Origin of the sequence: Helcococcus bovis, from assembly GCF_046035835.1 — a bacterium.
GTDB classification, from domain to species: domain Bacteria; phylum Bacillota; class Clostridia; order Tissierellales; family Peptoniphilaceae; genus Helcococcus; species Helcococcus bovis.
Map to the genome: position 1 here is coordinate 1 of NZ_JBFNGB010000007.1, position 23,841 is coordinate 23,841.

General features: G+C 30.6%; 25 protein-coding genes. 1 reads left to right on the forward strand and 24 read right to left on the reverse strand.

The window, feature by feature from the left end:
• Positions 1-438 precede the first annotated feature (438 nt).
• On the reverse strand, positions 439-1,074 hold the full coding sequence (trmB, locus tag ABGF48_RS03180) for a tRNA (guanosine(46)-N7)-methyltransferase TrmB (RefSeq protein ID WP_408104899.1): 636 nt from the start codon (positions 1,072-1,074) through the stop codon (positions 439-441).
• Positions 1,075-1,241: 167 nt separating this feature from the next.
• Between trmB and ABGF48_RS03185 the strand changes: the two genes are divergently transcribed.
• Positions 1,242-1,781, forward strand: a complete 540-nt coding sequence (locus ABGF48_RS03185) for a hypothetical protein (RefSeq protein WP_408104900.1) — start codon at positions 1,242-1,244, stop codon at positions 1,779-1,781.
• A gap of 147 nt (positions 1,782-1,928) precedes the next feature.
• Here ABGF48_RS03185 and ABGF48_RS03190 read toward each other — a convergent pair whose 3' ends face one another.
• The 23 genes from ABGF48_RS03190 to ABGF48_RS03300 form a co-directional block, all read right to left on the reverse strand.
• Positions 1,929-3,563, reverse strand: a complete 1,635-nt coding sequence (locus tag ABGF48_RS03190) for an alpha,alpha-phosphotrehalase (RefSeq protein ID WP_408104901.1) — start codon at positions 3,561-3,563, stop codon at positions 1,929-1,931.
• Between the two features lie 45 nt (positions 3,564-3,608).
• Positions 3,609-5,069, reverse strand: coding sequence for a PTS system trehalose-specific EIIBC component (gene treP, locus ABGF48_RS03195; protein ID WP_408104902.1), 1,461 nt, complete (start codon positions 5,067-5,069; stop codon positions 3,609-3,611).
• Between the two features lie 88 nt (positions 5,070-5,157).
• On the reverse strand, positions 5,158-5,853 hold the full coding sequence (locus tag ABGF48_RS03200; protein ID WP_408104903.1) for a UTRA domain-containing protein: 696 nt from the start codon (positions 5,851-5,853) through the stop codon (positions 5,158-5,160).
• 71 nt (positions 5,854-5,924) lie between these two features.
• A complete protein-coding gene (gene tkt / locus ABGF48_RS03205; protein WP_408104904.1) occupies positions 5,925-7,892 on the reverse strand; it encodes a transketolase in 1,968 nt (655 codons plus the stop codon).
• An 87-nt stretch (positions 7,893-7,979) separates the two neighbouring features.
• Positions 7,980-9,152 (reverse strand): hydroxymethylglutaryl-CoA synthase, encoded by a 1,173-nt coding sequence (locus tag ABGF48_RS03210; RefSeq protein ID WP_408104905.1) that lies wholly within the window; start codon positions 9,150-9,152, stop codon positions 7,980-7,982.
• A gap of 9 nt (positions 9,153-9,161) precedes the next feature.
• Positions 9,162-10,403, reverse strand: a complete 1,242-nt coding sequence (locus ABGF48_RS03215; RefSeq protein WP_408104906.1) for a hydroxymethylglutaryl-CoA reductase, degradative — start codon at positions 10,401-10,403, stop codon at positions 9,162-9,164.
• A gap of 8 nt (positions 10,404-10,411) precedes the next feature.
• On the reverse strand, positions 10,412-11,659 hold the full coding sequence (locus tag ABGF48_RS03220) for a thiolase family protein (RefSeq protein WP_408104907.1): 1,248 nt from the start codon (positions 11,657-11,659) through the stop codon (positions 10,412-10,414).
• 1,138 nt (positions 11,660-12,797) lie between these two features.
• The gene (locus tag ABGF48_RS03225; protein WP_408104908.1) at positions 12,798-13,166 is read right to left on the reverse strand and encodes a hypothetical protein; all 369 of its coding nucleotides are present in this window, start codon (positions 13,164-13,166) and stop codon (positions 12,798-12,800) included.
• Positions 13,167-13,168: 2 nt separating this feature from the next.
• Positions 13,169-13,915 carry a GH25 family lysozyme gene (locus ABGF48_RS03230; RefSeq protein WP_408104909.1) on the reverse strand — a complete coding sequence of 249 codons (747 nt, stop codon included), beginning with the start codon at positions 13,913-13,915 and terminating at the stop codon, positions 13,169-13,171.
• A gap of 143 nt (positions 13,916-14,058) precedes the next feature.
• Positions 14,059-14,535, reverse strand: coding sequence for a phage holin family protein (locus ABGF48_RS03235; protein WP_408104910.1), 477 nt, complete (start codon positions 14,533-14,535; stop codon positions 14,059-14,061).
• Complete coding sequence (locus ABGF48_RS03240) at positions 14,532-14,666, reverse strand: hypothetical protein (protein ID WP_408104911.1); 135 nt, start codon at positions 14,664-14,666, stop codon at positions 14,532-14,534. The genes ABGF48_RS03235 and ABGF48_RS03240 overlap by 4 nt, the downstream gene beginning before the upstream one ends.
• Positions 14,666-15,232, reverse strand: a complete 567-nt coding sequence (locus ABGF48_RS03245) for a hypothetical protein (RefSeq protein WP_408104912.1) — start codon at positions 15,230-15,232, stop codon at positions 14,666-14,668. Before ABGF48_RS03245 ends, ABGF48_RS03240 begins: the two co-directional genes overlap by 1 nt.
• Positions 15,211-18,081 (reverse strand): tail fiber domain-containing protein, encoded by a 2,871-nt coding sequence (locus ABGF48_RS03250; protein WP_408104913.1) that lies wholly within the window; start codon positions 18,079-18,081, stop codon positions 15,211-15,213. Before ABGF48_RS03250 ends, ABGF48_RS03245 begins: the two co-directional genes overlap by 22 nt.
• Complete coding sequence (locus ABGF48_RS03255; RefSeq protein WP_408104914.1) at positions 18,081-18,455, reverse strand: DUF6711 family protein; 375 nt, start codon at positions 18,453-18,455, stop codon at positions 18,081-18,083. Before ABGF48_RS03255 ends, ABGF48_RS03250 begins: the two co-directional genes overlap by 1 nt.
• A gap of 15 nt (positions 18,456-18,470) precedes the next feature.
• On the reverse strand, positions 18,471-20,918 hold the full coding sequence (locus ABGF48_RS03260; RefSeq protein WP_408104915.1) for a phage tail protein: 2,448 nt from the start codon (positions 20,916-20,918) through the stop codon (positions 18,471-18,473).
• On the reverse strand, positions 20,911-21,213 hold the full coding sequence (locus tag ABGF48_RS03265; RefSeq protein WP_408104916.1) for a hypothetical protein: 303 nt from the start codon (positions 21,211-21,213) through the stop codon (positions 20,911-20,913). The genes ABGF48_RS03260 and ABGF48_RS03265 overlap by 8 nt, the downstream gene beginning before the upstream one ends.
• A gap of 94 nt (positions 21,214-21,307) precedes the next feature.
• Complete coding sequence (locus ABGF48_RS03270; protein WP_408104917.1) at positions 21,308-21,652, reverse strand: DUF6096 family protein; 345 nt, start codon at positions 21,650-21,652, stop codon at positions 21,308-21,310.
• Between the two features lie 19 nt (positions 21,653-21,671).
• Positions 21,672-22,091, reverse strand: coding sequence for a hypothetical protein (locus ABGF48_RS03275; protein WP_408104918.1), 420 nt, complete (start codon positions 22,089-22,091; stop codon positions 21,672-21,674).
• A 12-nt stretch (positions 22,092-22,103) separates the two neighbouring features.
• On the reverse strand, positions 22,104-22,460 hold the full coding sequence (locus tag ABGF48_RS03280) for a hypothetical protein (RefSeq protein WP_408104919.1): 357 nt from the start codon (positions 22,458-22,460) through the stop codon (positions 22,104-22,106).
• On the reverse strand, positions 22,457-22,933 hold the full coding sequence (locus ABGF48_RS03285) for an HK97-gp10 family putative phage morphogenesis protein (protein ID WP_408104920.1): 477 nt from the start codon (positions 22,931-22,933) through the stop codon (positions 22,457-22,459). The genes ABGF48_RS03280 and ABGF48_RS03285 overlap by 4 nt, the downstream gene beginning before the upstream one ends.
• Positions 22,930-23,247, reverse strand: coding sequence for a hypothetical protein (locus ABGF48_RS03290; RefSeq protein ID WP_408104921.1), 318 nt, complete (start codon positions 23,245-23,247; stop codon positions 22,930-22,932). The genes ABGF48_RS03285 and ABGF48_RS03290 overlap by 4 nt, the downstream gene beginning before the upstream one ends.
• Entirely contained in the window at positions 23,237-23,581 is a 345-nt protein-coding gene (locus ABGF48_RS03295) for a head-tail connector protein (protein ID WP_408104922.1), read from the reverse strand. The genes ABGF48_RS03290 and ABGF48_RS03295 overlap by 11 nt, the downstream gene beginning before the upstream one ends.
• A gap of 24 nt (positions 23,582-23,605) precedes the next feature.
• A complete protein-coding gene (locus ABGF48_RS03300; RefSeq protein WP_408104923.1) occupies positions 23,606-23,812 on the reverse strand; it encodes a hypothetical protein in 207 nt (68 codons plus the stop codon).
• Positions 23,813-23,841 lie beyond the last annotated feature (29 nt).

Consider the following 23,841-nt stretch of genomic DNA (forward strand, 5'->3'; position numbering starts at 1 on the left):
TATTTTTCATTTCTTTTTATAATTTTCACTTTTAGAATGGTATAAATTTTATTAATCAATCCATTCCATTGTAAGTTTAGTTCTTTTGAATGGTATAAAATCCCTTATTAAAATCTATTCTTTTTTTATTAATGTTAAATTGAATGGTATAAAATTTATTACTCAACCAATTCCATTGTAAGTTTAGTTCTTTTGAATGGCATAAAAACTCTTATTAAAATCCATTCTTTTTTTATTAGTGTTAAATTGAATGGTATAAATCTTATTTTCTTATCAATTCCTTTTTCTATTATTTAGTTTGGAATGGTACTTTTATATATTTTTAATCCATTTTTTTTACTATTAAATTGAATGGTATATCTAAAATTACAATGTAAAAAGACTATTACAAAATAACATTCTTAATTATTTGCAACAGCCCCTATTTTTTTTCTATAATCACACAGATTTTACTCTTGCATAACAGATTGGAACACCCATTCCTCGCCATTTTCTTTCGTATTCTGTAATAATATTATCTGACTTATCCTCTAATTTTAGATCAAATGAGTGTTCTAAAATTTCAAAACCAAATTCCTTAAAATATTCTAAACTATCTTCAAAAAATGGCCTATCATCTGTCTTAAACTCGATTTCTCCACCATTCTTAAGAATTTCTTTATAAATTTTCAGATGCCTTGGATGAGTAAGTCTTCTCTTATGTTGTTTTTTCTTTGGCCATGGATTTGAAAAATTAATGTAAATTTTTGAAATTTCATCTTCATTAAAATGATCTCCCAAATATTCTGCAAAACCTCTAATTGCTCTAATATTTCTAACTCCTTTTTCTAAAAATAATCTTCCTGCATAGACTAAAATATTTGCATCCATTTCTATTGCAACATAGTTAATGTCTGGATTTTGTTCTGCTAATGTTGCTGCAAATCCACCTCTTCCAGCACCAATTTCCAAATGAATAGGATTGTTATTTCCAAAAATTTCATTCCATCTTCCATTATTATTTTTAGGATCAAAATATACTAAATCATTTTCTTGCAATTCCGGTATTGCAAATTTCTTAAATCTTATTCTCATAATCCCTCTTTTGATGTTTTCTACTTATATCATTATATCAAAAATAGTAGATTTTATAAATTTGATAAATGATAATTTTAATAAAAATCGTTTCAATTTATATTATCGCAAATAAATCTAATAATAAATATAATATTATCATATAGATATAATTTTAAGGAGAAAACATGAATAGAGGAAATACACCTTCAGATTATTTAGTATTTTTAGACTCTGAAGAAGGTAGTGAATTACTTGCTAATCTAAAGTCAGCAATTGAAAAAGTAAAACCATTCAAAATTAGAGCTTACTTATCAATGGCAATTGGTATAGCCTTGACAATATTAATTTGGTTTATTTTTAAGACTTTATGGGGTGGGTTATTTATTTTACCTGGAGTATACTTCTTTTACATATTATCAAGAGAAAAACAAATAATTACTGAAGCACAAATGCTATTTAATGCAGGTCTAAATAGATTTATATTCGGAAATGACTATTTAGAGGTAAAATGTAACATTGACTTTATTCCTTCAGCATTTATTAGGGGATTACCTAATGTTACAGGTTTATGGAAAGAAAATATACAAAATTTAGGTAAATTTGGACAATCAAATAAAATTAGAATTACGAGAACATTTACTAGAATGGAAGATAGTAAAAAAAAGAGTATGATGAAACTACTTATGAACAAGGCAACCTATATGTTTTACCAAATAATTCATTAATAAAAAATATCAAGATAAGATAAAAAAAGATCAACAATAATCTGAGATATGCAATTTATAAACTTAGGTATATTCTGAAAAAATAAATTTTACAAATACAAAAAGGGCTTGTTGCAAAAAATTAGTTATTTGCAACAGCCTTTTTTCTTATTTTTTCAAAACCACTGCCTGATAAGGTCTTAAATTTTCAATATCAAAACTATCATAATTATTTATTAAAATTTCACCATCTATGTATTTTTCTATTATCTCTTTTAAGATATATAGATTTTCTGAAAAATATTTAAAATTCAATATTACTAAAATTTCTTCATTTTCTGATATTCTCTCAAAAACATAGCTTTGATAAATAGAATTAACTTTCTTGTATCTTCCTTCAGAAATTGCCCTAAAATTTTTTCTTAATTTAATTAATTTTTGATAATACTTAAATATTGATTTTTCAGCCTTTTTATCTTTATCATAAAAATTACTTACATTTCCAAAACTAATCCATGGTTTAACATTTGAAAATCCATAATTAACAGAATTTTCTTCCCATGCTATTGGAGTTCTACCATTATCCCTAGATCTTTCTGAAATAACATGAAGAGCTTCTTTTTCTGACATTCCTCCTTCCATAAGAATATTAAAATAGTTTTTGCTTTCAACATCCAGATATTCATCAATTGTTGAATATCTTGGATTTGTTGTCCCTATTTCTTCTCCTTGATAAATGTAAGGCGTTCCTCTCATCATATGAGTAAGTGTACCCAACAACGTTGCAGATTCATAATGATAATTTTCATCATCACAAAATCTTGAAATAGCTCTTGGTTGATCATGATTATTGAAAAACCATGCTGACCACCCACCTTTTTCTTGCATCTCTATTTGCCATCTATCAAATAATCCAAATAAGTCATTCCATCTAATTTTATCAAGAATCCACTTTTCTTTACCATTTTTATAGTCAACCTTTAAATGGTGGAAATTAAATACCATAGAAAGCTCTTTTTCATCAGGATTTGAATACAAAATACAATTTTTAAGACTTGTTGAACTCATCTCTCCGACTGTAATTAGATCAGCAAATCCACCTTTTTCAGATAATTCTTTTAAATATTTATGAATGTTTGGACCATCAGTATAAAATCTTCTACCATCTCCTTCAAAATCATCTTCAAATTTTTCAGGTTTAGAAATTAAATTAACTACATCAAGTCTAAAACCGGCTACGCCCTTATCTTTCCAAAATTTAATTACATCAAAAATCTCTTCTCTAACTTCAGGATTTTTCCAATTTAAGTCAGCTTGTTCAACATGAAATAAATGTAAATACCATTTATCTAATTTTTCAACATATTTCCATGCACTACCTCCAAATTTTGAAATCCAATTTGTAGGTTCTTTTCCATATTTAGAATCTTTGAATATATAGTAATCTTTATATTTTTCATCCCCAGAAAGAGCTTTTTGAAACCATTCATGCTGTGTAGAAGTATGATTGAATACCATATCAAGCATAATTTCAATATTTAATGACTTTGCTGTTTTCATCATATTATCAAAATCTTCAAAATTACCAAACATGGGATCTATCGATTTATAATCTGAAACATCATATCCATTATCATATTGTGGTGAATTAAAAAAAGGTGTAATCCAAACAATATCAATTCCCAATTCTGATAATTGAGGAAGTCTTTGAGTTATACCATTCAAATCTCCAATTCCATCTCCATTAGAATCTTGAAATGATTTTATATATATTTGATAAACTACTTTATCCTTAAAATTCATTATATCTCCTTTATCAAATAAAGGGAGTTAAACACTCCCTTAAATTTACTTATTCTTTACTCTTTTTGAAAATATTACAGTTAAAACAACTGGAATTATTGTTGCTATAAGCATTGCAATAAAGAATGTTGGCCATTTTGTTACTGGGAATGATAATATTCCTGGTATGCCACCAACCCCTATTGCCAACGCTCCCGTATTAGTTAATACTGAGAATAATCCCGCAATTGATGATCCGATCATAGCTGCTAAGAATGAGTATCTTAACTTAATATTTACCCCAAACATAGCTGGTTCTGTAACTCCTAACCATGCAGAAATCCAAGCTGGAATAGCAACTTCCTTAAATTTTTCATTTTTTCTGTTTAAGAATACTGTTGCTGCTACAGCTGCACCTTGTGCAATATTTGATAAAGCAATCATTGGCCACAATAATGTTGTGCCAGCTTGTGTAGCTGTTGCAGTTTCACTTATTAGTGTCAAATCTATTGCATTTGTCATATGATGTAAACCTGTAATTACAAGTGGTGAATAGAAAAATCCAAATACTGCTGCAAATAACCAGTTTAATGATGATGTCAATCCTGCATAAACAACTGATGATATTGCTTTACCAATTTGCCAACCGATTGGTCCTAATACCAAGTGAGCTAGAACTATTGAAATAAGTAGTGAAAAGAATGGTACAAATATCATTTGGACAACATCTGGTATTATCTTCTTAAAGAATCTTTCTAAATAAGCTAATGCAAAACCTGCTAACATAGCTGGTATTACTTGTGCTTGATATCCAATCATATTTACTTGAGCAAATCCAAAATCCCAAAATGGTACTTTACCTTCAGCAAGAGCTCCTGCTGCGCCATATGCATTTAATAATTGAGGTGATACTAATGTAATCCCTAAAACTATACCTAAAATTTGTGTAGTTCCCATTTTTCTTGTAACAGACCATGTAATTCCTACTGGTAAGAAATGAAAAATAGCTTCCCCTGGTAACCATAAGAAATGATTTACACCATTCCAAAATACAGACATGTTTGTTATTGTCTTAGTACCATTTACCAAATCAAAGGCTCCTGTATCTGTAAACGTTTTTACGCCTTCAAGTATATTTCTAAAACCTAAAATCAAACCCCCAACAACAATCGCTGGAATAATTGGCGCAAAAATTTCTGCTAAATTAGTCATTAATCTTTGTAAAAATGATTGATTTGACTTAGCATCAGATTTAACTTGATCTTTAGATACTCCTTCAACTCCTGAAACTGCAGTAAAATCATTGTAAAATAAATCTACTTCATTACCGATTATTACCTGAAATTGTCCTGCTTGCGTAAAACTTCCTTTTACAGATTTTAATTCTTCAATTTTACTTACATCTGCTTTAGATTCGTCTTTCAAAACAAATCTCATTCTTGTTACACAATGGCTAACAGATTTAATATTATCTTTTCCACCTATATATTCTAATAATTTTTTAGAATCTTCACTATACTTTCCCATATTCTCCTCCTTAAACGTGTACGTACTAGTGTGTTAACTGAATGGTATCACAATAAGGAGATTTTATCAACATGAAATCCTTTGTATTTTATCTTTCTGCATAAGCTTCAAATCTAAATTTATCATATTTATGTTTAGATATAGTTGTTTGAAATATATCATTTCCCTTTGTAAATGTTGCAGATATCACATTTACAAGCAGATAATCCTCATCTATCCCTAACAATTTCATATCTTCACTTGTAGGTTTTTGTACAGTCACGATTTTTTTTGAGTAACCGATTTCAACACCTAAATTTGTTTCAATAAATTTATAAATACTATCTTCACAAATTTTTTTATTTAATCCCTTAATTAAATTATCATCAAAATAATCAATATCAATAACTACATCTTCTCCATCTATATTTCTAACTCTTTTAACTTCTACATTCTTACTAAAATATTTTGTAAATTCTTCCTTATCTTTTACGTCATAACTTATTGATATTAATTTTGTTTTAACTTTCAAATTATTTTTTTTACTCAATTCTTTTAGTGTTTCAATTTTTGATGTTGGGAATGTATATATATTTCTTTCTTTAACTCTTGCCTGTTTTCCTCTAGTTTTTTCAATATAATTATTATTTTCCAATAATGATGTAGCTTTTCTAACAGTATCTCTTGAACATTTATATTTAATTCTAAGCTGAGATTCTGACATTATCAAATCTCCTGTATTTAATATCCCATCATCTATTTGTTTCTTTATATTTTTATATATCGTCTTATAAAGTGGTGTCATATTTTCTCCTATACAAATAAAAAATTGAGCAACACTAAGCTGCTCAAAATTTCAATATTTATTTAATTATATTAGAATTTTTCAGCAATTTTTTCTAAAACTTTATCAACTGTAAATCCAAAATATTCAAAAGCTTCTTCAGCCGGAGCTGATTTACCAAATGTTGACATGCCAACAAATAATCCATCCATTCCAATATATTTGTACCATCCCATTTCTGATGATGCTTCGATAGCTACTCTCTTTGTGATGTGTTTTGGTAATACTGATTCTTTGTATTCTTCACTTTGTTCTTCAAATAATTCAAATGATGGCATTGAAACAACTCTTACAGATTTTCCATTTTCAAATAATTTTTCTGCAGTTTCATAAGCTAATTGAACTTCTGAACCAGTTGCCATTAAAATCATTTCTGGATTTTCTCCAAAATCTTTTAATACATACGCACCATTAAACACTCTATTTCCTGTACCTTCTATATTTGGTAAAGCTTGTCTAGATAATATTAATGAAATTGGTTTTGTATTATTCTTTATTGAATATGCCCATGCTGCGGCTGTTTCTCTTGCATCAGCAGGTCTAATATTTATCATGTTAGGTATAGCTCTTAACATTGGCAATTGATCTACTGCTTGATGTGTAGGTCCATCTTCTCCAAGTCCGATACTATCATGAGTAAATATATAAATTACTTTTTGTTTCATTAATGCTGAAAGTCTAATTGCTGGTTTCATGTAATCTGCAAATGACAAAAATGTACCCGTATATGATTGCAAACCACCATGTAATTGAATACCATTTGCAATAGCAGCCATTGCATGCTCTCTTATACCGAAATGTAAATTTGCCCCTTCAGGAGTTTCTTTTGAAAAATCTCCATATTCTTCCATTCTTGTATTATTTGAACCAGCTAAATCTGCCGAGCCACCAAATAAATTATTCACATGTTTTGCAATTCTATTTAATGCAACTCCTGATGAAGCTCTTGTAGCTAAAGCTTTATCAAATCCATAATATTCTTCACTTTCTAAGAATGAAAAATCATAATCATTATTGATTGCTTTCATTAAATCTTCATATTTTTCCGGATATTTAGTCTTATATTCTGATACCAATAAATTCCAATCTTCTTCATATTTTGAAAATTCTTCTTTTTTGTCATTCAAATATTCTCTTACATCATCATCAACAAAAAATTCCTCTTCACAATCGTATCCTAAAGTTTTCTTCATTTCTTGAATATCATCTTTATTCAATGGATTTCCGTGAACTGCTGGTGTTCCTTGTTTGCTTGATCCATAACCGATTGTAGTATGAATTTCAATTAACGTTGGTCTTTCTTCATCTTTTTTAGCTTCTTCTAAAGCTGATCTAATAGCTTCTAAATCTGTTCCATCTTCAACATCAATTACCTGCCATCCCAATGCTTCATATCTCTTTGCAACATTTTCTCTAAATGCTAAATCAGTTGTCCCTTCAATTGTAATTTTATTTGAATCATATAAAACAATCAATTTACCTAATCCAAGTGTACCGGCTAATGAACAAGCTTCATTTGAAATCCCCTCCATTAAACAACCATCTCCAGCAATTGTATATGTATAATGATTGATAACTTTTATATCTTCAACATTATATTTTGCTGCTAAATGTTTTTCTGCCATAGCAAATCCAACAGCCATTGAAATTCCTTGCCCCAATGGTCCAGTAGTAACTTCTACTCCATCAGTGTCCCCGAATTCCGGATGACCCGGCGTATTTGAATTTAATTGTCTAAATTCTTTTAAATCATCCATTGATAATTTATATCCATATAAATGTAATAAAGAATATTGCAATGCTGATCCGTGTCCAGCAGATAAGATAAATCTATCTCTATCAAACCAACCGGAATTTTCCGGATTATGTTTCATTACATCATTAAATAATGTAACAGCCATTGGAGCCGCCCCTATTGGCATCCCTTGGTGTCCTGAATTTGCTTTTAATACCATCTCAGCTGATAACGCTCTAACTGTATTTACAATTTTATTTTTCATTAAAATTCCTTTCAAAAATTACTTTCAAAAATTACTTTTCATCTTCATTATATAACAAAAAACATGGGTTGCAACATAAAAAAATTATTATTCTATAAATGAGTACTCTCTCTTACCATTTTCAATTCCTTTTAAATTAAATCCTTTTTCCATTAATTTTTCTTCAACATATATAAAACTTTCTTCAGTATATATCTTTTCAAAATAGTTAAGATCATATTCTGATACGTCTATCTCATCCCTGTTTTCTAACATTTTTTCTATGAATTTTATATCTATATTACTAGTGAAATCTTTTAATAATATCCCTGTAAATAACTCGCATACAGCCCCTGAACCATAGCTAAAAAATCCTATTTCTGAATTTTCTTTAAGATTTCCATAAATTAATTGAGATAAAAATGATAAATACAATGATCCTGTGTACAAATTTCCAATTTGTCTACATAATTTTGTACTTTGATCATACTTTGATAACCACTTTTGAGATAATAATGGTAAATCTTCTTCTAAAGATATTAGTCCTTTTTTACCCATCTTGGAAAAAGGAAGATGAAATAACATTGTTTCTATATTTTCTAACGTATTTTTATATCTATTTCTAAATTCATTTACAGACTCTTTAAACATATCAATATATAATTGAGTTGAAAATTTTCCATCAACAAAAGGATATTCACTATAACTTGGTCTCCAAAAATCATATTCATTTCTTGTTAATGAAACTGACTTCTCGGTAATTTTCAAAATTTTAGGATTTGAACTGATTAAAATTGCAATTGCTCCAGCTCCTTGAGTTACCTCTCCTCTAGTTTTTGGACCATATTTAGAAATATCAGAAGATAATATAAGTACTTTTTCATTAGGTCTTACTCTTACATAGTCACAAGCTATTTGTATTGCAGCAGTCGCTCCATAACAAGCTTGTTTAATTTCATAGCTTCTAGCAAATCTATTTATATTAAGTAAATCAAATAAATAAGTTGAAGCAGATTTTGAATAATCAAATCCTGATTCCGTAGCAAATATAACCTGACCAATATTTTTTTTATCTTCATCATTTAATATATTAATAGCTGCATTTGCCGCCATACTAACTATATCTTGATTTTTAGGAATAATAGACATCTTTTCTTGTCCAATTCCCTTCGTCCATTTTTCAGAATCAACATTTCTTTTTTTTGCTAATTTTTCAATATCAACATAATATTTTGGGATATATAATGAAATTTTTTCTATACCTACATATTTATTTTCCATATATTTCTCCTATTTATTTCTCAAATTATTAAGTGTTAATATAGCTTCATCTATATTTATTTTTCCCTTATATTTAAGTTGTTTAACCACTTCGTCTATTTCACTTTCACTAGCTCCGGCTTGTTTAGCTAAAGTCTTTGCATGAAGTGACATATGTCCTTTTTGAATCCCTTCTGTTACTATTGCTTTAACTGCACTAAAATTTTGTGCCAATCCCACAGCAGCTATTATGCCTGCTAATTTTTTAGAACTTGGATTTTTCATTAAATTTAATGACCAATTTGCAATCTCATGAATAGAAATTGTCCCTCCCAAAGTAGCAACAGGAACTGGTATCTCTATACTTCCTATTAATTCTTCTTTTTCTTCATCATAAAGCCAAGATGTTAAAGATTTATAATGTCCTGTAATTGAGGCATATGTATGTGCTGCAGCTTCAACTGCTCTCCAGTCATTACCTGTAGCTAATACAACAGCATCAATACCATTCATAATTCCTTTGTTATGAGTTGATGCTCTATATGGATCTAAATTTGCATAATTTGTAGCTAACTCAATTTTTTTTGCTATATTTTTAGCTCTTTCTACATCTTTATTTAATCTTAAAATAGGAATATTCGCTGTAGCTCTTACTATAGATTCTGTTGCGTTATTTGAAATTATTCTTAATATATAATCAGCATTGACAATTTCACAAACTCTTTCAGAAATATATTCTAATATTGTATTAATTGTATTAGCACCCATCGCATCACAAGTATCTACAGAAAGATATAAAGTGATAAATTTTTCATTTTCAAACCCCTTAAACCATATTTTTTTCGGTCCGCCACCTCTTTTAATCATATTTTGAGATTTTTCTTTTGCCATTTCTATAAATTCTTCTTCATGTTCTTTTAACTTAACTAAAGCAGAATTTACATCTTTTACATCATACAAAACTATTTGTCCGATAACAGCTTTTTCAACCATCTCAGTTTTTATATTTCCTAAAAACTTAGCTCCATTACTTGCAGCAGCAACTACAGAAGGCTCTTCTATAGCCATAGGAATTAATATTTTTTCATCATTAATTTCAAAATTCATAGCGATTCCTAAAGGAATTTGATAATTTTGTAAGTAATTTTCAATCATTAGGTTTGCTGTTTCTTCATTTAATTTTTTTATTTCTTCAAATAAATTTAATGATTTTAAAACATCTCTTCTTTCACTAATTGTCTTGTTATAAAATTTATAAAATAAATTATCCATTAAATCTCCTATTTATTATTTTTATTAAAATATCCATTTTCTAACAATATTGCTATTCCTTGTCCTCCACCTATACAAGCTGATACAATCGCATATCTTTTTAATGGGTTATTTTTGAACTCATGCAATACTGTATTAATTAACCTAGATCCTGACATTCCTAATGGATGCCCCAAAGCTAAAGCCCCACCATTAACGTTAAATCTATTTTTATAAAACTCTGAGGAAAGTGAAATTCCCAATTCTTTCAAACATCCTATAACCTGTGCTGAAAAAGCTTCATTTATTTCTAAATAATCAATATCTTTTTCTAAATCTAAATCATTATATTTACACAACTGTTTTATAGCTTCCACAGGACCCAATCCCATCATATCCGGTAAAACTCCTACAATCGAGTAATCAACAAAATATGCCATAATATCTAAATTATTTTCTATTGCGTATTTTTCAGTTGTCATTATCTCAAATGCTGCTCCATCATTAAAACTTGATGAATTACCAGCCGTAACTGTTCCATTTTCTAAAAATGCAGGTTTTAATTTTTGTAATTTTTCTATGGATATATCTTCTCTGATTTGCAAATCTTCTTCGATAATCTCTTTTTTCCCATTTTCACTCACTTCAATAGAAAACATCTCTTCTTTAAATCTTCCTACTGATGTTGCTTTTATCGCCTTTAAATGACTATTTAATGCATATTCATCTTGCAGAGTTCTTGATATATTATATTTTTTAGCAATATTTTCAGCTGTAATTCCCATATTACTTATTTCTGAATTTGTACCTGAAGCAGATTTTAACGATTCAATATTAGCGTCTAACATTTGTATATTGCCTAATTTTTTTGAATTAAATCTGCTATCCTCTTCTAATTGAAAAGGAGCTCTAGACATAGTCTCAATTCCCCCAACAGCTATAACTTTTTTCTTATCAAAAAATAACTCCTGATATCCGCTTATTGCAGATTGTAGTCCAGATCCACATATCCTATTCACAGTCATAGCAGTAAAATCTTCTTTCAATTCTAAATCTAATCCTATTACCGAAGCTAAATTACAAGCTGTAGGTGTAGAAATAACATTTCCTACTATGATTTCATCTATTTCATTTTTGTCTATTTTAGCTCTTTTTATAGCTTCTTTTAATGTGATTTTTCCCAATTTTTGAGGAGTAAAACTCCTAAGCTTTCCTAAAAATTTACCTATAGGTGTCCTAACACCAGATAAGAAAACTATTCTATTTTTTTTATTCATACTTTTTCCTTACAATTATCTAACAGTTATCGTAATACAATAAAATTATATTGTATATCAATATTAATTTTATTATCACATAATATCTAAATTTTATCAATATGTTTATATTTTCTTAATTTTAGGGTAATATAAAAATTATATTATAATATATTAACATTTACTATTTTACAATGTTTATTTAACATGGGTATTAACATTTAATGACATTTATTATCCAATATCGTAACATCAACCGTAACATTTTTTTTTGGAGTATATGCTATAAATAATAAAAGCCACAGACATTATCCGCGACTTTTACTATATAATAAATTAAATAAAAATAAGAGGGTTTAATATCAAATAGGATAATTAAATTATATATCTTTTCTATAAAAAATACAATATGTTGTATTACATATTGACATTAAATACAATATAGAGTATAATTACTATTACATTAATGATATTCTTAACATTAACCTTGTGAAGAGAGGTAACAACTTGCAAGGACAACAACTCATAAGGGGCGAATCTGTAAGGATACTTTCAGATATGCGACCACCTTTTTATGAATAGTAATATTTATAATGAAGAATACAAGTGTATTCAATAAGAGTGTTGGTGCGATATACAATATTAATATAAAGTAACACATGAAGCTATGACTGTGCAATATAAGGGAAGCTAACAACTTTTCTAATCTTTATGATTGATGGCTTGCTACCGTTAGAATCAAAAAGAAATGCTAAATAAACAGTAGATGTGGTTGTAATAAATAGATGATGTGTGTGCGAGTAGCAAAAATCCACGTGCGGTATTGACCTTTACCGTAACTTAAGGTCTCGAAATTGGATTAAAACGGACTCAACAATTTTTTCTGAATGTTTTGTGAAAGTTACAAGAAAAGTCTTGTTAGTGCTTAGGAGTTTACTCAAGATAAGAAGTGTATAGACGACGGTCTGTACATTCAGACTTATCTTCACTATGACTGAATAATAAGGTGTTGTATAAAGTAACTGGAAACAGTAATGTTAAGAATCTCATTAATGAATATTTTGTAAAAAAGAGCTAGACATCAATCTGAACTGACCCCAAAAAGTTGGAACTAAAATCCAACTTTAAGGAGGTCAGTTCAATTTCTCCACTCTCTAAATTACTTCTTAAGTTCAACAACTTCCTTTTCAATTTTATTTTTCAAAAATGTATTTATATCTCCAACAGCTTGCTTTAACAACATTTCTCCACCGTCACCTAAAGTTTTCATGATTTCATTTTTAGCCATTTTAAAAGCTTCGTTGTGTGCTTGCTTATTGAAGTTACCTTGCTTTTTGATTGTTTCTACATATTTTTGATTTGTTGAGTATACTGCATCTTTTGTAATCATACCTGCTAAGTCAATGATGTCGTTTAGTTTTTCGTTTTTACTTTTTGTTTTTAAATATTTTACTAATTCGGTTACCCCCCAAATTAAAAGAGGTACTAATACCCCGTTTAATATTAATGTTATTGTTTCTGTGTTCATAATTATTTGTTCTCCTTTATCACTTTTCTTAATTCTTGTATTAATTTCATTTCACTTTCTGTTAATTCGTCTTTTTTTTCTTCAAATACTTTATTATCTTGATTATATCCGTTTAATCCTGCCGATTTTATAATTGTTGGATAGTCTGTGTAAATATAATTCATATCTGTTGTATCTATACCACTTCCCATTTTTGGTCCACTTTCAGAATATTGATGAATACCTGCTTTATTTAACCAATATTCAGACGGTTCATCTCTCCAATCAGCAAGCCAAATATCAAAGTCCTTTAATTCATCATAATTAAATTTATTTTCTAAATAGTCTACATTGGCATAGTTCCCAGCATACCACCCACGCTTTTCTAAATTTTTAATGAATGTTTTTACAAGCTTAGTTCTTGTAGCAATGTCAAAGTATATATCGTTTTTATTTGCTTCTTCATCGCTAAAATATTCAAAATCTGCAAATAAAGGCAAATCAATCTTCCCTTTATATTGTTCCATAAAATCAGCAAAGGTCTCTGATTCAATAAATGATTGATGCTCATTAAATGGATACATTGCCCAGTATGCACCAATATGCAATCCGTTTTTTAACGCACCTTCAATATTTTGTTTTGCATAAGAATCAATTCTCGTTGAGCTTCCCGCTCTAACAATTACCGCCTTAACTCCATTTGCTTTTACTTTATCCCAGTCAATATTTTCATTCCAAACCGAAATATCTATCGCTAACATTTTTTCCATAAATTCTTCCTTTCTAAATATAAATAGGAACTAGAATGTTATTTCCAGTTCCTTTTATTAATTTTAAGCCATATATTTATATGCCTAACACTAAAAACTCCTCTTAAAACTCAAATAAACAATCATTGTGTATATTGCTTGATTTATTTAATATTTACATCTAGTTCTTTATTGTTGTTTATTTTGTTAAAAACTTCTTTGTTTTTTTTCTGATTGTGTGTAGTTATCATTACGTCAACATTAGGTATTTCAATATTTTGTTCTCTCAATTGTGAAAAAAACTTGCTTACCCATAAAGGCAGTGGGACATTTAGTTCATTTAAGTTTTCAATTAAACTAAATCCATATTGTGCAATATAGAAGATTCCAATTGATTTACTTATAAAAGTTAAGTTCGCCCCACCAACTGCCCTTACATATATAGCTATTAAGCCTTGCAATAACATAACAACTGTATGCTTTATTAAACCGTTTATTCCTATTGTAGAGTTTATTTTTTTATTTTTTATAGCTTTAGCTACACCAGTTAATATGTCTAGTGCTATTAAGGCTATAAGTCCTTGAAAAACAGGACTTGATGTAACTTCATTTCCGTATTTTATTATTAATTCTTTTGTCATTTCTTTTCTCCATTTTTATTTTTCAATTCTTCAATTTCTTTTTTTAAAGCTTTATTTTCAATTGCCAACAAAAGCTTTTCGCCTGCCAACTTTTGATATTCTTCAATTAAATCTATTAAACTATATTCCATTAAATTACCCCCTCATCTTCCCAAGTCTTTGGACTTGCGAATGGACTTTGCCCTTCTTGAACTATAAGGCTAGAGTATATCCTCCCGTTATATCTGCACTTTTCGTTTATCTTGTATTTTTTCTCGTGATTGTATATATCTGGTAGTTCCTTTTTTGACAATGCTAATCTCCAAGTAGATTTGTCATTTATAGGGATATTCTCGTATGATGATTTATGTTTTTTTTTAGCAATATATAGCTTGTCATTATAGACCCTTTCATCATTAACTTGTATATCTTCTCCCTCTTGCCACCTTTTAAGGAGTTCAACCATTTTAATTCTTTCATTTAGAGTTGTTTTTTGCTTGATAACCTTTAGTGCTTCTTTCTGCAGATTCTCTAATTCTTCAATTTTCTTTTCTTCCTCACTTTTAATATTTTCAGCAAATTTAACTATCTGCTCTATTGCGTCAGTTATTTCCTTAGTTTCCTCTGTGTGAACTTCCTTAAAATCTACATCCTTAACCACGGATAATAACCATCCCTCGCTTTGTTTTCGTAAATTTATTGACACGATTCCTGCCATTTTTCAAGCTCCTTTATTCTTTCGTTTTGTTCTTGAACAACTTTAATCAAATACGGTGTTAAATACTCATAGCTAGCACCGTATAATCCTGTTTTTTTGTCTTGATGTAAAAAACTTTCAGCAAATTCTTTTGGTAATATCTTCATTAGGTAATTAGCGTTTACCCCTGCTTTTTGCTTCTTTTCTTTATCTTCAATGTAATTGTATTTAATTAAAGGTAAATTATATATAAGTTCGTTATACTCGTACCCTAAATCTTCTATGTTCTCCTTAAGCCTTATATCAGAGTTAGATATATCCCAACCACCCATCTTAAGCGTCGCAGTAACGTATGCTTTGACGTGAGGATTCCACAAGCCTTTTATCATACCCGAATTGATAGATAGTTCACTGCAAGACAGTCCGTTATAAGCATATAGCCTACTTAAAGTTAAGCTGTCGTCCCTATTTTCAATTTTATGTCCTGCTATAGTGCTACTTGAGTTTAAATATCCATATCCATAAGTATCCCCCGAATAACTTCCACTCCTAAACGTGCCACTGTGATAAGTGCCACCACTTAAACTATTAGCATTAACAGTAGTACCACCTATTCGACCAGAGCGAGCCGTTAAATCTCCTGCATGAGTAACAAGAAAGTTGTATCTACCACTGCCATATCCTGCCCAAAACGCCGCACTGTCGGAGCTATAAGAAGCAGTTCCAATGCCTACTCTTTCATTGCTTGACATTAAGTATTTATCGGTTATCTTCCAATTGCCAATCCAACCACTAGAAGCTTCGATATATCCTTTTATTGTAGCGTTGTTAGCTGTTAAGTTACCCGAGTGAGTAACAAGGAAGTTGTATTTACCCCCACTGTATCCAGCCCAAAACGCTGCACTGTCAGAACTATAAGACCCTATACCAATGCCTACTCTGTCATTTTTTAGCCTTAAATATTTATCCGTTATTTCCCAGTCGCCAATACTGCCACCTCTAGCGTTAATATATCCCGTTAAAGTCAAGTCGCCATTTTTTCCATTGAATTTCAGTTTATCAATGCCGTTATATGTGAACTTTACTTCATCATTATTAAATACATAGTTAGCACTCTTAATATATTCACTGTCAGCAGGTGTCCATTTAGTCGCTTTATTGCCATCTTCTAACTTCCACGTGCTACCTTTGATAAATACTCTTGCTTGCTCTTTTCCACTTGCATAGTTATCATTGTAAACTTGTAAAAAGATAGAGTTGGATACTTTTCCGTTATCGCCAACTTTAAAAGTCATGTTAAACGGCTTGTAAGACCCTCTATCAACATTTACAGTATATGTCCTCCAGTCATTCTCAAGCCTAAAACTCAATTTTGTGTTGCTTGAAAAATCAGAATATATCTGCCCTGATATAGTAAGAGTTTGACCGTTCAATGTTATATTTTCGCCTAAGGGGTAAAATATCCCCTCGTCTTTACCATATTTATTGTCTTTATTCCATATTCTCAAATCGCCGTTTACTTCATCTATACCATATGTTACTCCTTTAGGTATAAATGATTCAGGTAAAGGTTTAAAGGATTCAGTGCCTACAATATAGTTCTTCTTTTTTTCATTAGAAAAACTTATCTTGATATCTTCTAAAGTTTGATTTATTGAACTTATCTTATTATCAACTTGTGAGCCTACTCGTTGAGTTATGCCCTTATCGTCTAGCTTAAGTTCTACTATCCTTTTTTCAAAATCATTTTTTACTTTAGCCACTATTTCGCTTTGAACCTTGTCAACATAAAGTACTGTATCCTTTATTTGCTCTTCAATGCCTTTAGCTTTGCTATAATCAGATTCGTTTTTTTCTAAAACTTTACTCTTAAAAATTGACCTCGTCATTGTGATTTCATGCTCTAACACTAAAACATCATTTCCATCAAACTGTACTATATCGCCAATTTCAATTAAAGGATTAGATTGCAACCTTAATTCAGCACCTATATATTCCCAAGTTTTAGCAATGTCAAGTAGAGGTTTTATAAAGTATTCTCGGTTTAAATCTAAAATCGGATTGTTTGCAAGCTTTAATTCAACCCTATTATTAGGTTGTGTGCCTTGTAACTCATACATTACGTTATCCTCTTGAGGTGTCCTTGCAATAACTACAGTAGTTATAGGCTCTTGCTTTCCAAATTTCTTAAAATTAAAGGCATTTTCTTTATTTATTTCATAGTCGACTTTAATCGGTCTTTTAAATACCAAATTTCCGTCATAATCAATTACTGCAAATGTTAAGTTTGCACCCGCAATTGCTTTTATTACATTTGATAAGCTTTTATTTTTACCAAAATAAATTTCTTTTTGAATTGAAAAGTCAGGAAATAAAAGGCTTTTATCATCTATTTCAACTTTTCCTATCTGTTGAACTTTGTTCAACAACTCTTTAATCGTTATAGGATAGTTGATGTTTCCTACATCCGCACTTTGGAACTCTTTTAGTTTGTCATAAGCTATAACGTTTATTATCCCCTTGTCTTCCTTAACTTCAATGCCTTCTTCATCAATGTAATATTTACCTAAACTAAACAAGCTATAGTCTTCTGATGAATCGGTTTTTCTAACTCCGACTATAGCTTCTACTTCTTGCCCTGATATTATTAAATTGTCATATGTTCTGTTTTCGTTTATCACACTAAATTTTAACTCTTTAGGGATTGCAGTCCCTGTCCATTGCCCTTTGTCATCATCAGCCTTTACAGATACTTTAAACTCTTTTAATTTATCCCTTGAGGTTATGACTACATTTCCGATTTTAATTTGAGCGATAACCTCTCTATTCGTTTGTGAAAACAACTCTTTTAACTTTTCATTTGTTATCATTAAATACCCCCATAACCTGTTAAAGTTATCTTAAAGCTATCATATTCAGGATATCCTTTACGAGTACTTTTAATCTTCGGTTGCTCTATTTTTGCGTAAACCATTGTAGTTTGAATAATTCCATTTTCAGGATTAAAAAAATTAACATTAAATCCTGCAGGAGTAAACAAGTTAATTATCCTTGTTATTTCATTTTGTTTAAGATATCCTAAAAACTCAACTGTTATCTTCGGCACTCTTGCTACTCTATCTCTCGTTAAATATCCTGCCATACTTCTTTCAGCTGACGCATCTAAATCTTCAATTCTGCAATCATATCCATTAGCTTTAATAAATGGAGTGATATCAACTCCATTTACTTCTAATAACTTCATATCAATCACTCCTTTCTATGCATAACCTAGACGTCTGTTTAACTGTCTAGCTTTTTTATCATTGTTATCGTGTAACTTATCTCCATCAAGGTATATATCTGTATCTTTATCAAGTAGTAAGCTTAATAGTCTGTTTTGTTCACGTAACAGGCTTAACTCCTCTTCGTTTGATACATTGCCTGCAAGTGCAGGATTGTATTTTTTCGGCACAACTGCCTCGCCCTCGTGAATGTAAGCTAACCCATCTCTTGCTACATAGTTTGTACCAACATCAAGATGTGGTATTTGTGGTACTGGTATAACATCACCACTCAAAAATGAGAAAGGATGATAACCTAATATATTAATATCTCCTATCTTATTTAGTATGCCGTTAATAAATCTAAACGGAGCACCTATGACCCAGTTAATACCGTCTATTAATCCATTTACTATTGCTACAAATACATTTCCTATGCCCTCGGCAATTCCACTAAATATTTTACCGCCTTTTGAGAATAGACCTAATATGCCGTGCCATACATCACTTATAAAATTGCCAATAAAGCTGAATCCACTTGTAAAGGCTTCGACTATCGGAGTTATTACTCGTGTATCAAACCAATTGGCGACACCTGAAAAGATATTAACTATAGAATCCCATAAACCTTTTACAATGGCTTTTAAAGTGTCAAATACACCTCCGAATATATCTTTTATCCCATTCCAAGCTTTACTCCAGTTAAGTGTGAATACTCCACTCACAAAATCTATAACACCTTTTAAAACTGTGCTGATTCCTTTTATAACTGACTTGATTCCATCTATTATAGGCTTGATTCCCGATAAAAGAACGTTCCACCAATACAACAAATTATCCAAAAAGAGTTTAATTAGTGGTGCGAACACCTTTAATATCCATGTTAAAAAAGGTGCTAATACATCATTCCATAACTTTAGTATAATTGTCGTTATCTCGCCTATTAAGGTTAAAGATAATTCTAACATAGGTTTTAAGATATTATCCCATAATGTTTGTAGTGCAACAGTAATTGTATCTATAATAGGTTTTAATACACTATTCCATAATGCTTCAACAAATCCAACCCAACTTTGCCAAGCTTGTTTTAAACTCTCCATTATAGGTTGACCGTAATTAGTCCAAAAGTCTTGAAAAACTTTCTTTATATCGTTAAAGATATTGGTAAATAGTGAACTGATTTTATTCCATGTATCTTGCAAAGCTTTGTTCTTTTTAGCAAACTCTGCAACTTTAGTAAGTACATTTACAATTGTATCAACATATTTATCTGCCCAAGATGTATCAAGTTCAGGACCTTTATTCATGCCTGCATATAAGTCAGGAACTTCAAAATTGCCCAAACCATTGGAGCTTGACACACTGCCACCCCCTACATTTGTCGGCTCTGCTATCTGTGAGCTTAAAACATTTAACTCATCAAATGAGGCTAATGCTCCTTTTGCTTCCTTGCCTGCTTTCTTTGCTGACTTTCCTAGGTTATCAAGTCCTTTGGCACCATCTATACCTATCCCTTGAGCCTCTGCGTTTATTTGTTCTAGATTCTTTTTAGGCTCTGCCGTTTGACTTCCTAATCCGAATATTTTTTTAAAGGCACTAGCAACCTTTTTTGTAATTAATATAAGTCCTGCGAGTATTGTATTAATCAATCTTAACACTGGTATTAATACCTGAATTAAACCTTGCCCTATAATTGATAAAAGTTGCTTGAATTGCTCCTTTAATAGTCGTACCTGATTAGACCATGAATTGCTTGTCCTTGCAAAATCGCCTTGTGCGTTTGACAGTGATTCCATTACATACTTATATCTAAGTAGCGTCTGTTCTTGTTGGCTCATATCTTGAATGTTCTTTTGAATACCTTGCCTATAAGCGAATTGTTGTAAGTTTACTTGTGTCATTACAACACCAAACCTTTTAAGCGTTTCAGTCTCGCCAGTCCATATAGATTTTAGGGCTGTATCTGCAACTGATTGCTCGATATCATAGAATGAAGCTAAATCCCCTGACATCTTCGCCACATTAATTGACATTTGTGCCGCTGCCTTTCCAGTTAAGCCCATACCTTTTGACATTGACATATATATTGAGGCTGTTCTCTTTGCGACTAACTCACTCATGCCAAACTGTTTTATTGAGTTTTCGGCGAACTCATCTACATAGTGCCTTAAATTTCCAAATGATACATCAACAACGTTTTCGACCTCTTGCAGTGAAGCGGCTGCATTTATTGCTTCTTTACCAACTTTTACAAGCATAGCAACTATAGCTAATTTTTTAAGTTTATTGCCCATTCCTGTGAAAGACTTCGATATATTACTTGTTTGTCTTTGGACATCTGTCGCGAGATTCTTAGTACTTCTTTTGACAGATTCCAACTCTTTTTTTAAACCTGCAGTCTGTGCCTCTATAATCACCTGCAATTCAGCGAGTGTTTCATTCATCCTTTACACCCCCTTTCTTTTTGCGTTTTGAATTATGTCTTTGAGCAAAAGCCAACATCTGTGCTTGATGTAGCCTTAGCTCGTTGTTTATTCTTTCTTTTTCTACTTCTTCATCTAAATTATTAAACAATTCAGGATAATACTCCATTACACCTCTGTATTGAATTTTCTTTCCTGAAAAGCTTATTGAAATTCTGTCATTTATTAAAATTGACAACAAATCAAGCTCTTGTAATCTCTCTATTTTATCTAATTTTCTTTTTTCCAAGAATAAATCAAGCTCATCTAAAGACATATACCAAAACTCCACAGGGTCAATGCCTAATAATACAGCTTGTTTGTATAGGTCATATATCGTCTGTGGAGTTTCAATTTTGTTATTTAATTTTTTATCTTTCTTCTTTTTGTTTTGGAAAAAATCCTGATACTTGGAATATGTCTGTAATTATCTTCATAGCTTCGGTTATGGAGTTACCCTCTTCAATCCAATCTCCGAACAATTTAGAAGCTTCATCTCTTGACATTCCATGATTAAACTTTTGCAATGCTCCGTGTAGTACATCAATGATATATACCGTTGATGGTAAAGAGCCGTTTTGTGTTTGCATTAATGGATTCAACAACGACCCATTGCTGTATAATCTTTCTAGTCTTTCAATCTCTCCAATTGTTAATTTAAGTTTGTATTCTGTACCTTTAACTTGAATTGTCGTAAATGCTTTCATTTCTGTCATTTAGTCCCCCTCCTCTTAATTAAACACCACTTGCTGGCGTAACTTCTAAATCACTATTAATAGCTATTGTTAACTTTAGTTCCAATGGGTCATTGATTGAGCCACCACTTATTGTATATGATGGAGTGCCAGAATATTTCACTTTCATGCCGTCTGGATAAGTTTGTTCCCAAAATACAGACTTTCCAGCGTCGCAAATCTCTATTAACTGTCTTGTATCTGACCCGCTTTTGTTTTCGTCCATAGCAAAAGCATACTCTAAAGAACCCGGATCGCCTGCCCCCATCTCATACCTTAAACTCTTAGCGTTTATTGGTGTATTTTCAACAGGATTTGGTGATACTCCTAAATCAGGCACTGTCTTTAATGTTGGTAATAATGTATATGATTGTCCTTTTGCAGTCTTGTTAAATCCTAATGTAATTCCATTTGCTAACATATTTTTTCTCCTTTATTTGTTTTTAAATATTTTTTTTGTAGTCAAATCAATAACTCCCTCGAATCTCATAATGCTATGCCTCCAATTTTCGTCATTATTGTCGATACTTTGAAGCCTTGTAAACCCTCTTTCTGTCAACTTGTCATTAATAGCTAATTTAAGGCTACTAGTTGATGATTTAGAATAAATGTCTATCCTATATCTTAAAAGTGTCAATACTTCACCTTTAGTTGCTAAAGTATAAGGCTCGTTCGCTTCCTCTTCATAAATGATAATTGGCGTCCTTGTCCATTCATCAGTCCATGATTCAGCTACATTGTTATTTACTTGTTTTAGTAATGTTACTAGTTCGGGCTTAAAATTAATCATTTAATCACCCCTTTTATTTCTTTCTTTAACTCCCTTGAAATGAATTTCTTTATCTTCTTTTCATTATCCTTTAATGCTGGATACATGAATGGTTGGGCTTTTTGCCCTTTCGTGTATATCCATTTTTCTTGCTTCTCATCAAAATACTTCCACCCTTTAGGCGAATATCTAGGCTTAACCTCTGGACTTATTCCCTGATGATTTGCTTGTCCTACTGGACCCGTCCCGAACTCAACATAAGAGGAGTATTCGTTGTTTGTGTAAACAATCCCCCTATAATTAGATTTGTTCTTTTTTTCAGACCTATACCGTATCGATTGTGCCAATGCTCCAGTATCTACAGGTGCATTCTTTCTTGCTTCATCTCTAACTCTAGCAGTGGCATCCTCAATAACCCTTTTTATTCCTAAATCTTTCAATTTATCAAGTTTTTTGTTGAGCTTATTTAAGCCTTTAATATTGACTTTTGTCATAACTTCTTAATCTCCAATAGGTAATGTGCTGGACTTGTTCGGTTGTACTCTTTTCTAGATATTACCTCATAATTAGCAGTTTTACTGTCAATAGCAATCCCAAATCTTTCAAGGATATCACCTTCATTAGTTAAGCAATTTAATATATCTTTTACTTCAACCCCATACATTTGAGATTGAGTCCCCGTATCAGCAGGATAGATATATAAATCAACATACCCTAAATCTTCATATTCAGTCCTTGTATTTGCTTCTTCATCTGATACAGTTGTCATTTGAAATACCTTATAAGGCTTTACTCCTTTAACTTTCATTATGCTTTACCACATGTAGAAGCCTAAATCTATTTAGTGATAATTCAATAAATTTAGGTATTCCACTTCCTTGATTATCAAGATTAATATAAGTTTCGGACATTGGCCCCTCACTTCTTGACGCTATGCCTTGTCTGTCCTTGGATAAAAGATGATAAGTTGCTAACTCTAAAACTAGCATTCTCATTTCTGGTATTAATTCCTTTCTGTTTGTGTAAGCTAGTACTTGTGTTTCAGCTTTTAACAATAAAAATTCAGCCTTTTGCCTTTCTATTTCTCCTAATTCGTTTAAAGATAAAAACAAATCCACTAACTCCTTATCTTTGTATTTCATTTATCCCCCTTTAGAAGCTAGCTTCTATTGCTTTTTTGTAGGCTTTTTAGTAGGCTTTTTAGCAGTTTTAACCTCTTTAACCTCTGTTTCTTCGATTTCTAATTCTTCAAAATAGCCAGAGTTTCTAAAGTCATCTGCTCTTTTGCCTTGTCTTTCTATAATTTCATCTTTCTTAATGATGATATTTTCTTTTTTGTCTTCAACAATTCTTAAAGCTTTAAATTTTGCCATATTTTAATCCTTTCTTAATTAAGAAAGGG

Bases quoted from the DNA above. Each gene is read 5' to 3' on its own strand.
- ABGF48_RS03255 (WP_408104914.1), bottom strand. From the start codon at position 18,455: ATGAAGTTATTAGAAGTAAATGGAGTTGATATCACTCCATTTATTAAA.
- ABGF48_RS03265 (WP_408104916.1), bottom strand. From the start codon at position 21,213: ATGTCTTTAGATGAGCTTGATTTATTCTTGGAAAAAAGAAAATTAGAT.
- ABGF48_RS03275 (WP_408104918.1), bottom strand. From the start codon at position 22,091: ATGTTAGCAAATGGAATTACATTAGGATTTAACAAGACTGCAAAAGGA.
- trmB (WP_408104899.1), bottom strand. From the start codon at position 1,074: ATGAGAATAAGATTTAAGAAATTTGCAATACCGGAATTGCAAGAAAAT.
- ABGF48_RS03260 (WP_408104915.1), bottom strand. From the start codon at position 20,918: ATGAATGAAACACTCGCTGAATTGCAGGTGATTATAGAGGCACAGACT.
- ABGF48_RS03200 (WP_408104903.1), bottom strand. From the start codon at position 5,853: ATGACACCACTTTATAAGACGATATATAAAAATATAAAGAAACAAATA.
- ABGF48_RS03245 (WP_408104912.1), bottom strand. From the start codon at position 15,232: ATGGCAGGAATCGTGTCAATAAATTTACGAAAACAAAGCGAGGGATGG.
- ABGF48_RS03210 (WP_408104905.1), bottom strand. From the start codon at position 9,152: ATGGAAAATAAATATGTAGGTATAGAAAAAATTTCATTATATATCCCA.
- treP (WP_408104902.1), bottom strand. From the start codon at position 5,069: ATGGGAAAGTATAGTGAAGATTCTAAAAAATTATTAGAATATATAGGT.
- ABGF48_RS03240 (WP_408104911.1), bottom strand. From the start codon at position 14,666: ATGGAATATAGTTTAATAGATTTAATTGAAGAATATCAAAAGTTGGCA.
- ABGF48_RS03290 (WP_408104921.1), bottom strand. From the start codon at position 23,247: ATGAAAGTTAAAGGAGTAAAGCCTTATAAGGTATTTCAAATGACAACT.
- ABGF48_RS03280 (WP_408104919.1), bottom strand. From the start codon at position 22,460: ATGATTAATTTTAAGCCCGAACTAGTAACATTACTAAAACAAGTAAAT.
- ABGF48_RS03220 (WP_408104907.1), bottom strand. From the start codon at position 11,659: ATGAATAAAAAAAATAGAATAGTTTTCTTATCTGGTGTTAGGACACCT.
- ABGF48_RS03230 (WP_408104909.1), bottom strand. From the start codon at position 13,915: ATGGAAAAAATGTTAGCGATAGATATTTCGGTTTGGAATGAAAATATT.
- tkt (WP_408104904.1), bottom strand. From the start codon at position 7,892: ATGAAAAATAAAATTGTAAATACAGTTAGAGCGTTATCAGCTGAGATG.
- ABGF48_RS03225 (WP_408104908.1), bottom strand. From the start codon at position 13,166: ATGAACACAGAAACAATAACATTAATATTAAACGGGGTATTAGTACCT.
- ABGF48_RS03250 (WP_408104913.1), bottom strand. From the start codon at position 18,081: ATGATAACAAATGAAAAGTTAAAAGAGTTGTTTTCACAAACGAATAGA.
- ABGF48_RS03300 (WP_408104923.1), bottom strand. From the start codon at position 23,812: ATGGCAAAATTTAAAGCTTTAAGAATTGTTGAAGACAAAAAAGAAAAT.
- ABGF48_RS03285 (WP_408104920.1), bottom strand. From the start codon at position 22,933: ATGACAAAAGTCAATATTAAAGGCTTAAATAAGCTCAACAAAAAACTT.
- ABGF48_RS03235 (WP_408104910.1), bottom strand. From the start codon at position 14,535: ATGACAAAAGAATTAATAATAAAATACGGAAATGAAGTTACATCAAGT.
- ABGF48_RS03215 (WP_408104906.1), bottom strand. From the start codon at position 10,403: ATGGATAATTTATTTTATAAATTTTATAACAAGACAATTAGTGAAAGA.
- ABGF48_RS03295 (WP_408104922.1), bottom strand. From the start codon at position 23,581: ATGAAATACAAAGATAAGGAGTTAGTGGATTTGTTTTTATCTTTAAAC.
- ABGF48_RS03270 (WP_408104917.1), bottom strand. From the start codon at position 21,652: ATGACAGAAATGAAAGCATTTACGACAATTCAAGTTAAAGGTACAGAA.
- ABGF48_RS03190 (WP_408104901.1), bottom strand. From the start codon at position 3,563: ATGAATTTTAAGGATAAAGTAGTTTATCAAATATATATAAAATCATTT.
- ABGF48_RS03185 (WP_408104900.1), top strand. From the start codon at position 1,242: ATGAATAGAGGAAATACACCTTCAGATTATTTAGTATTTTTAGACTCT.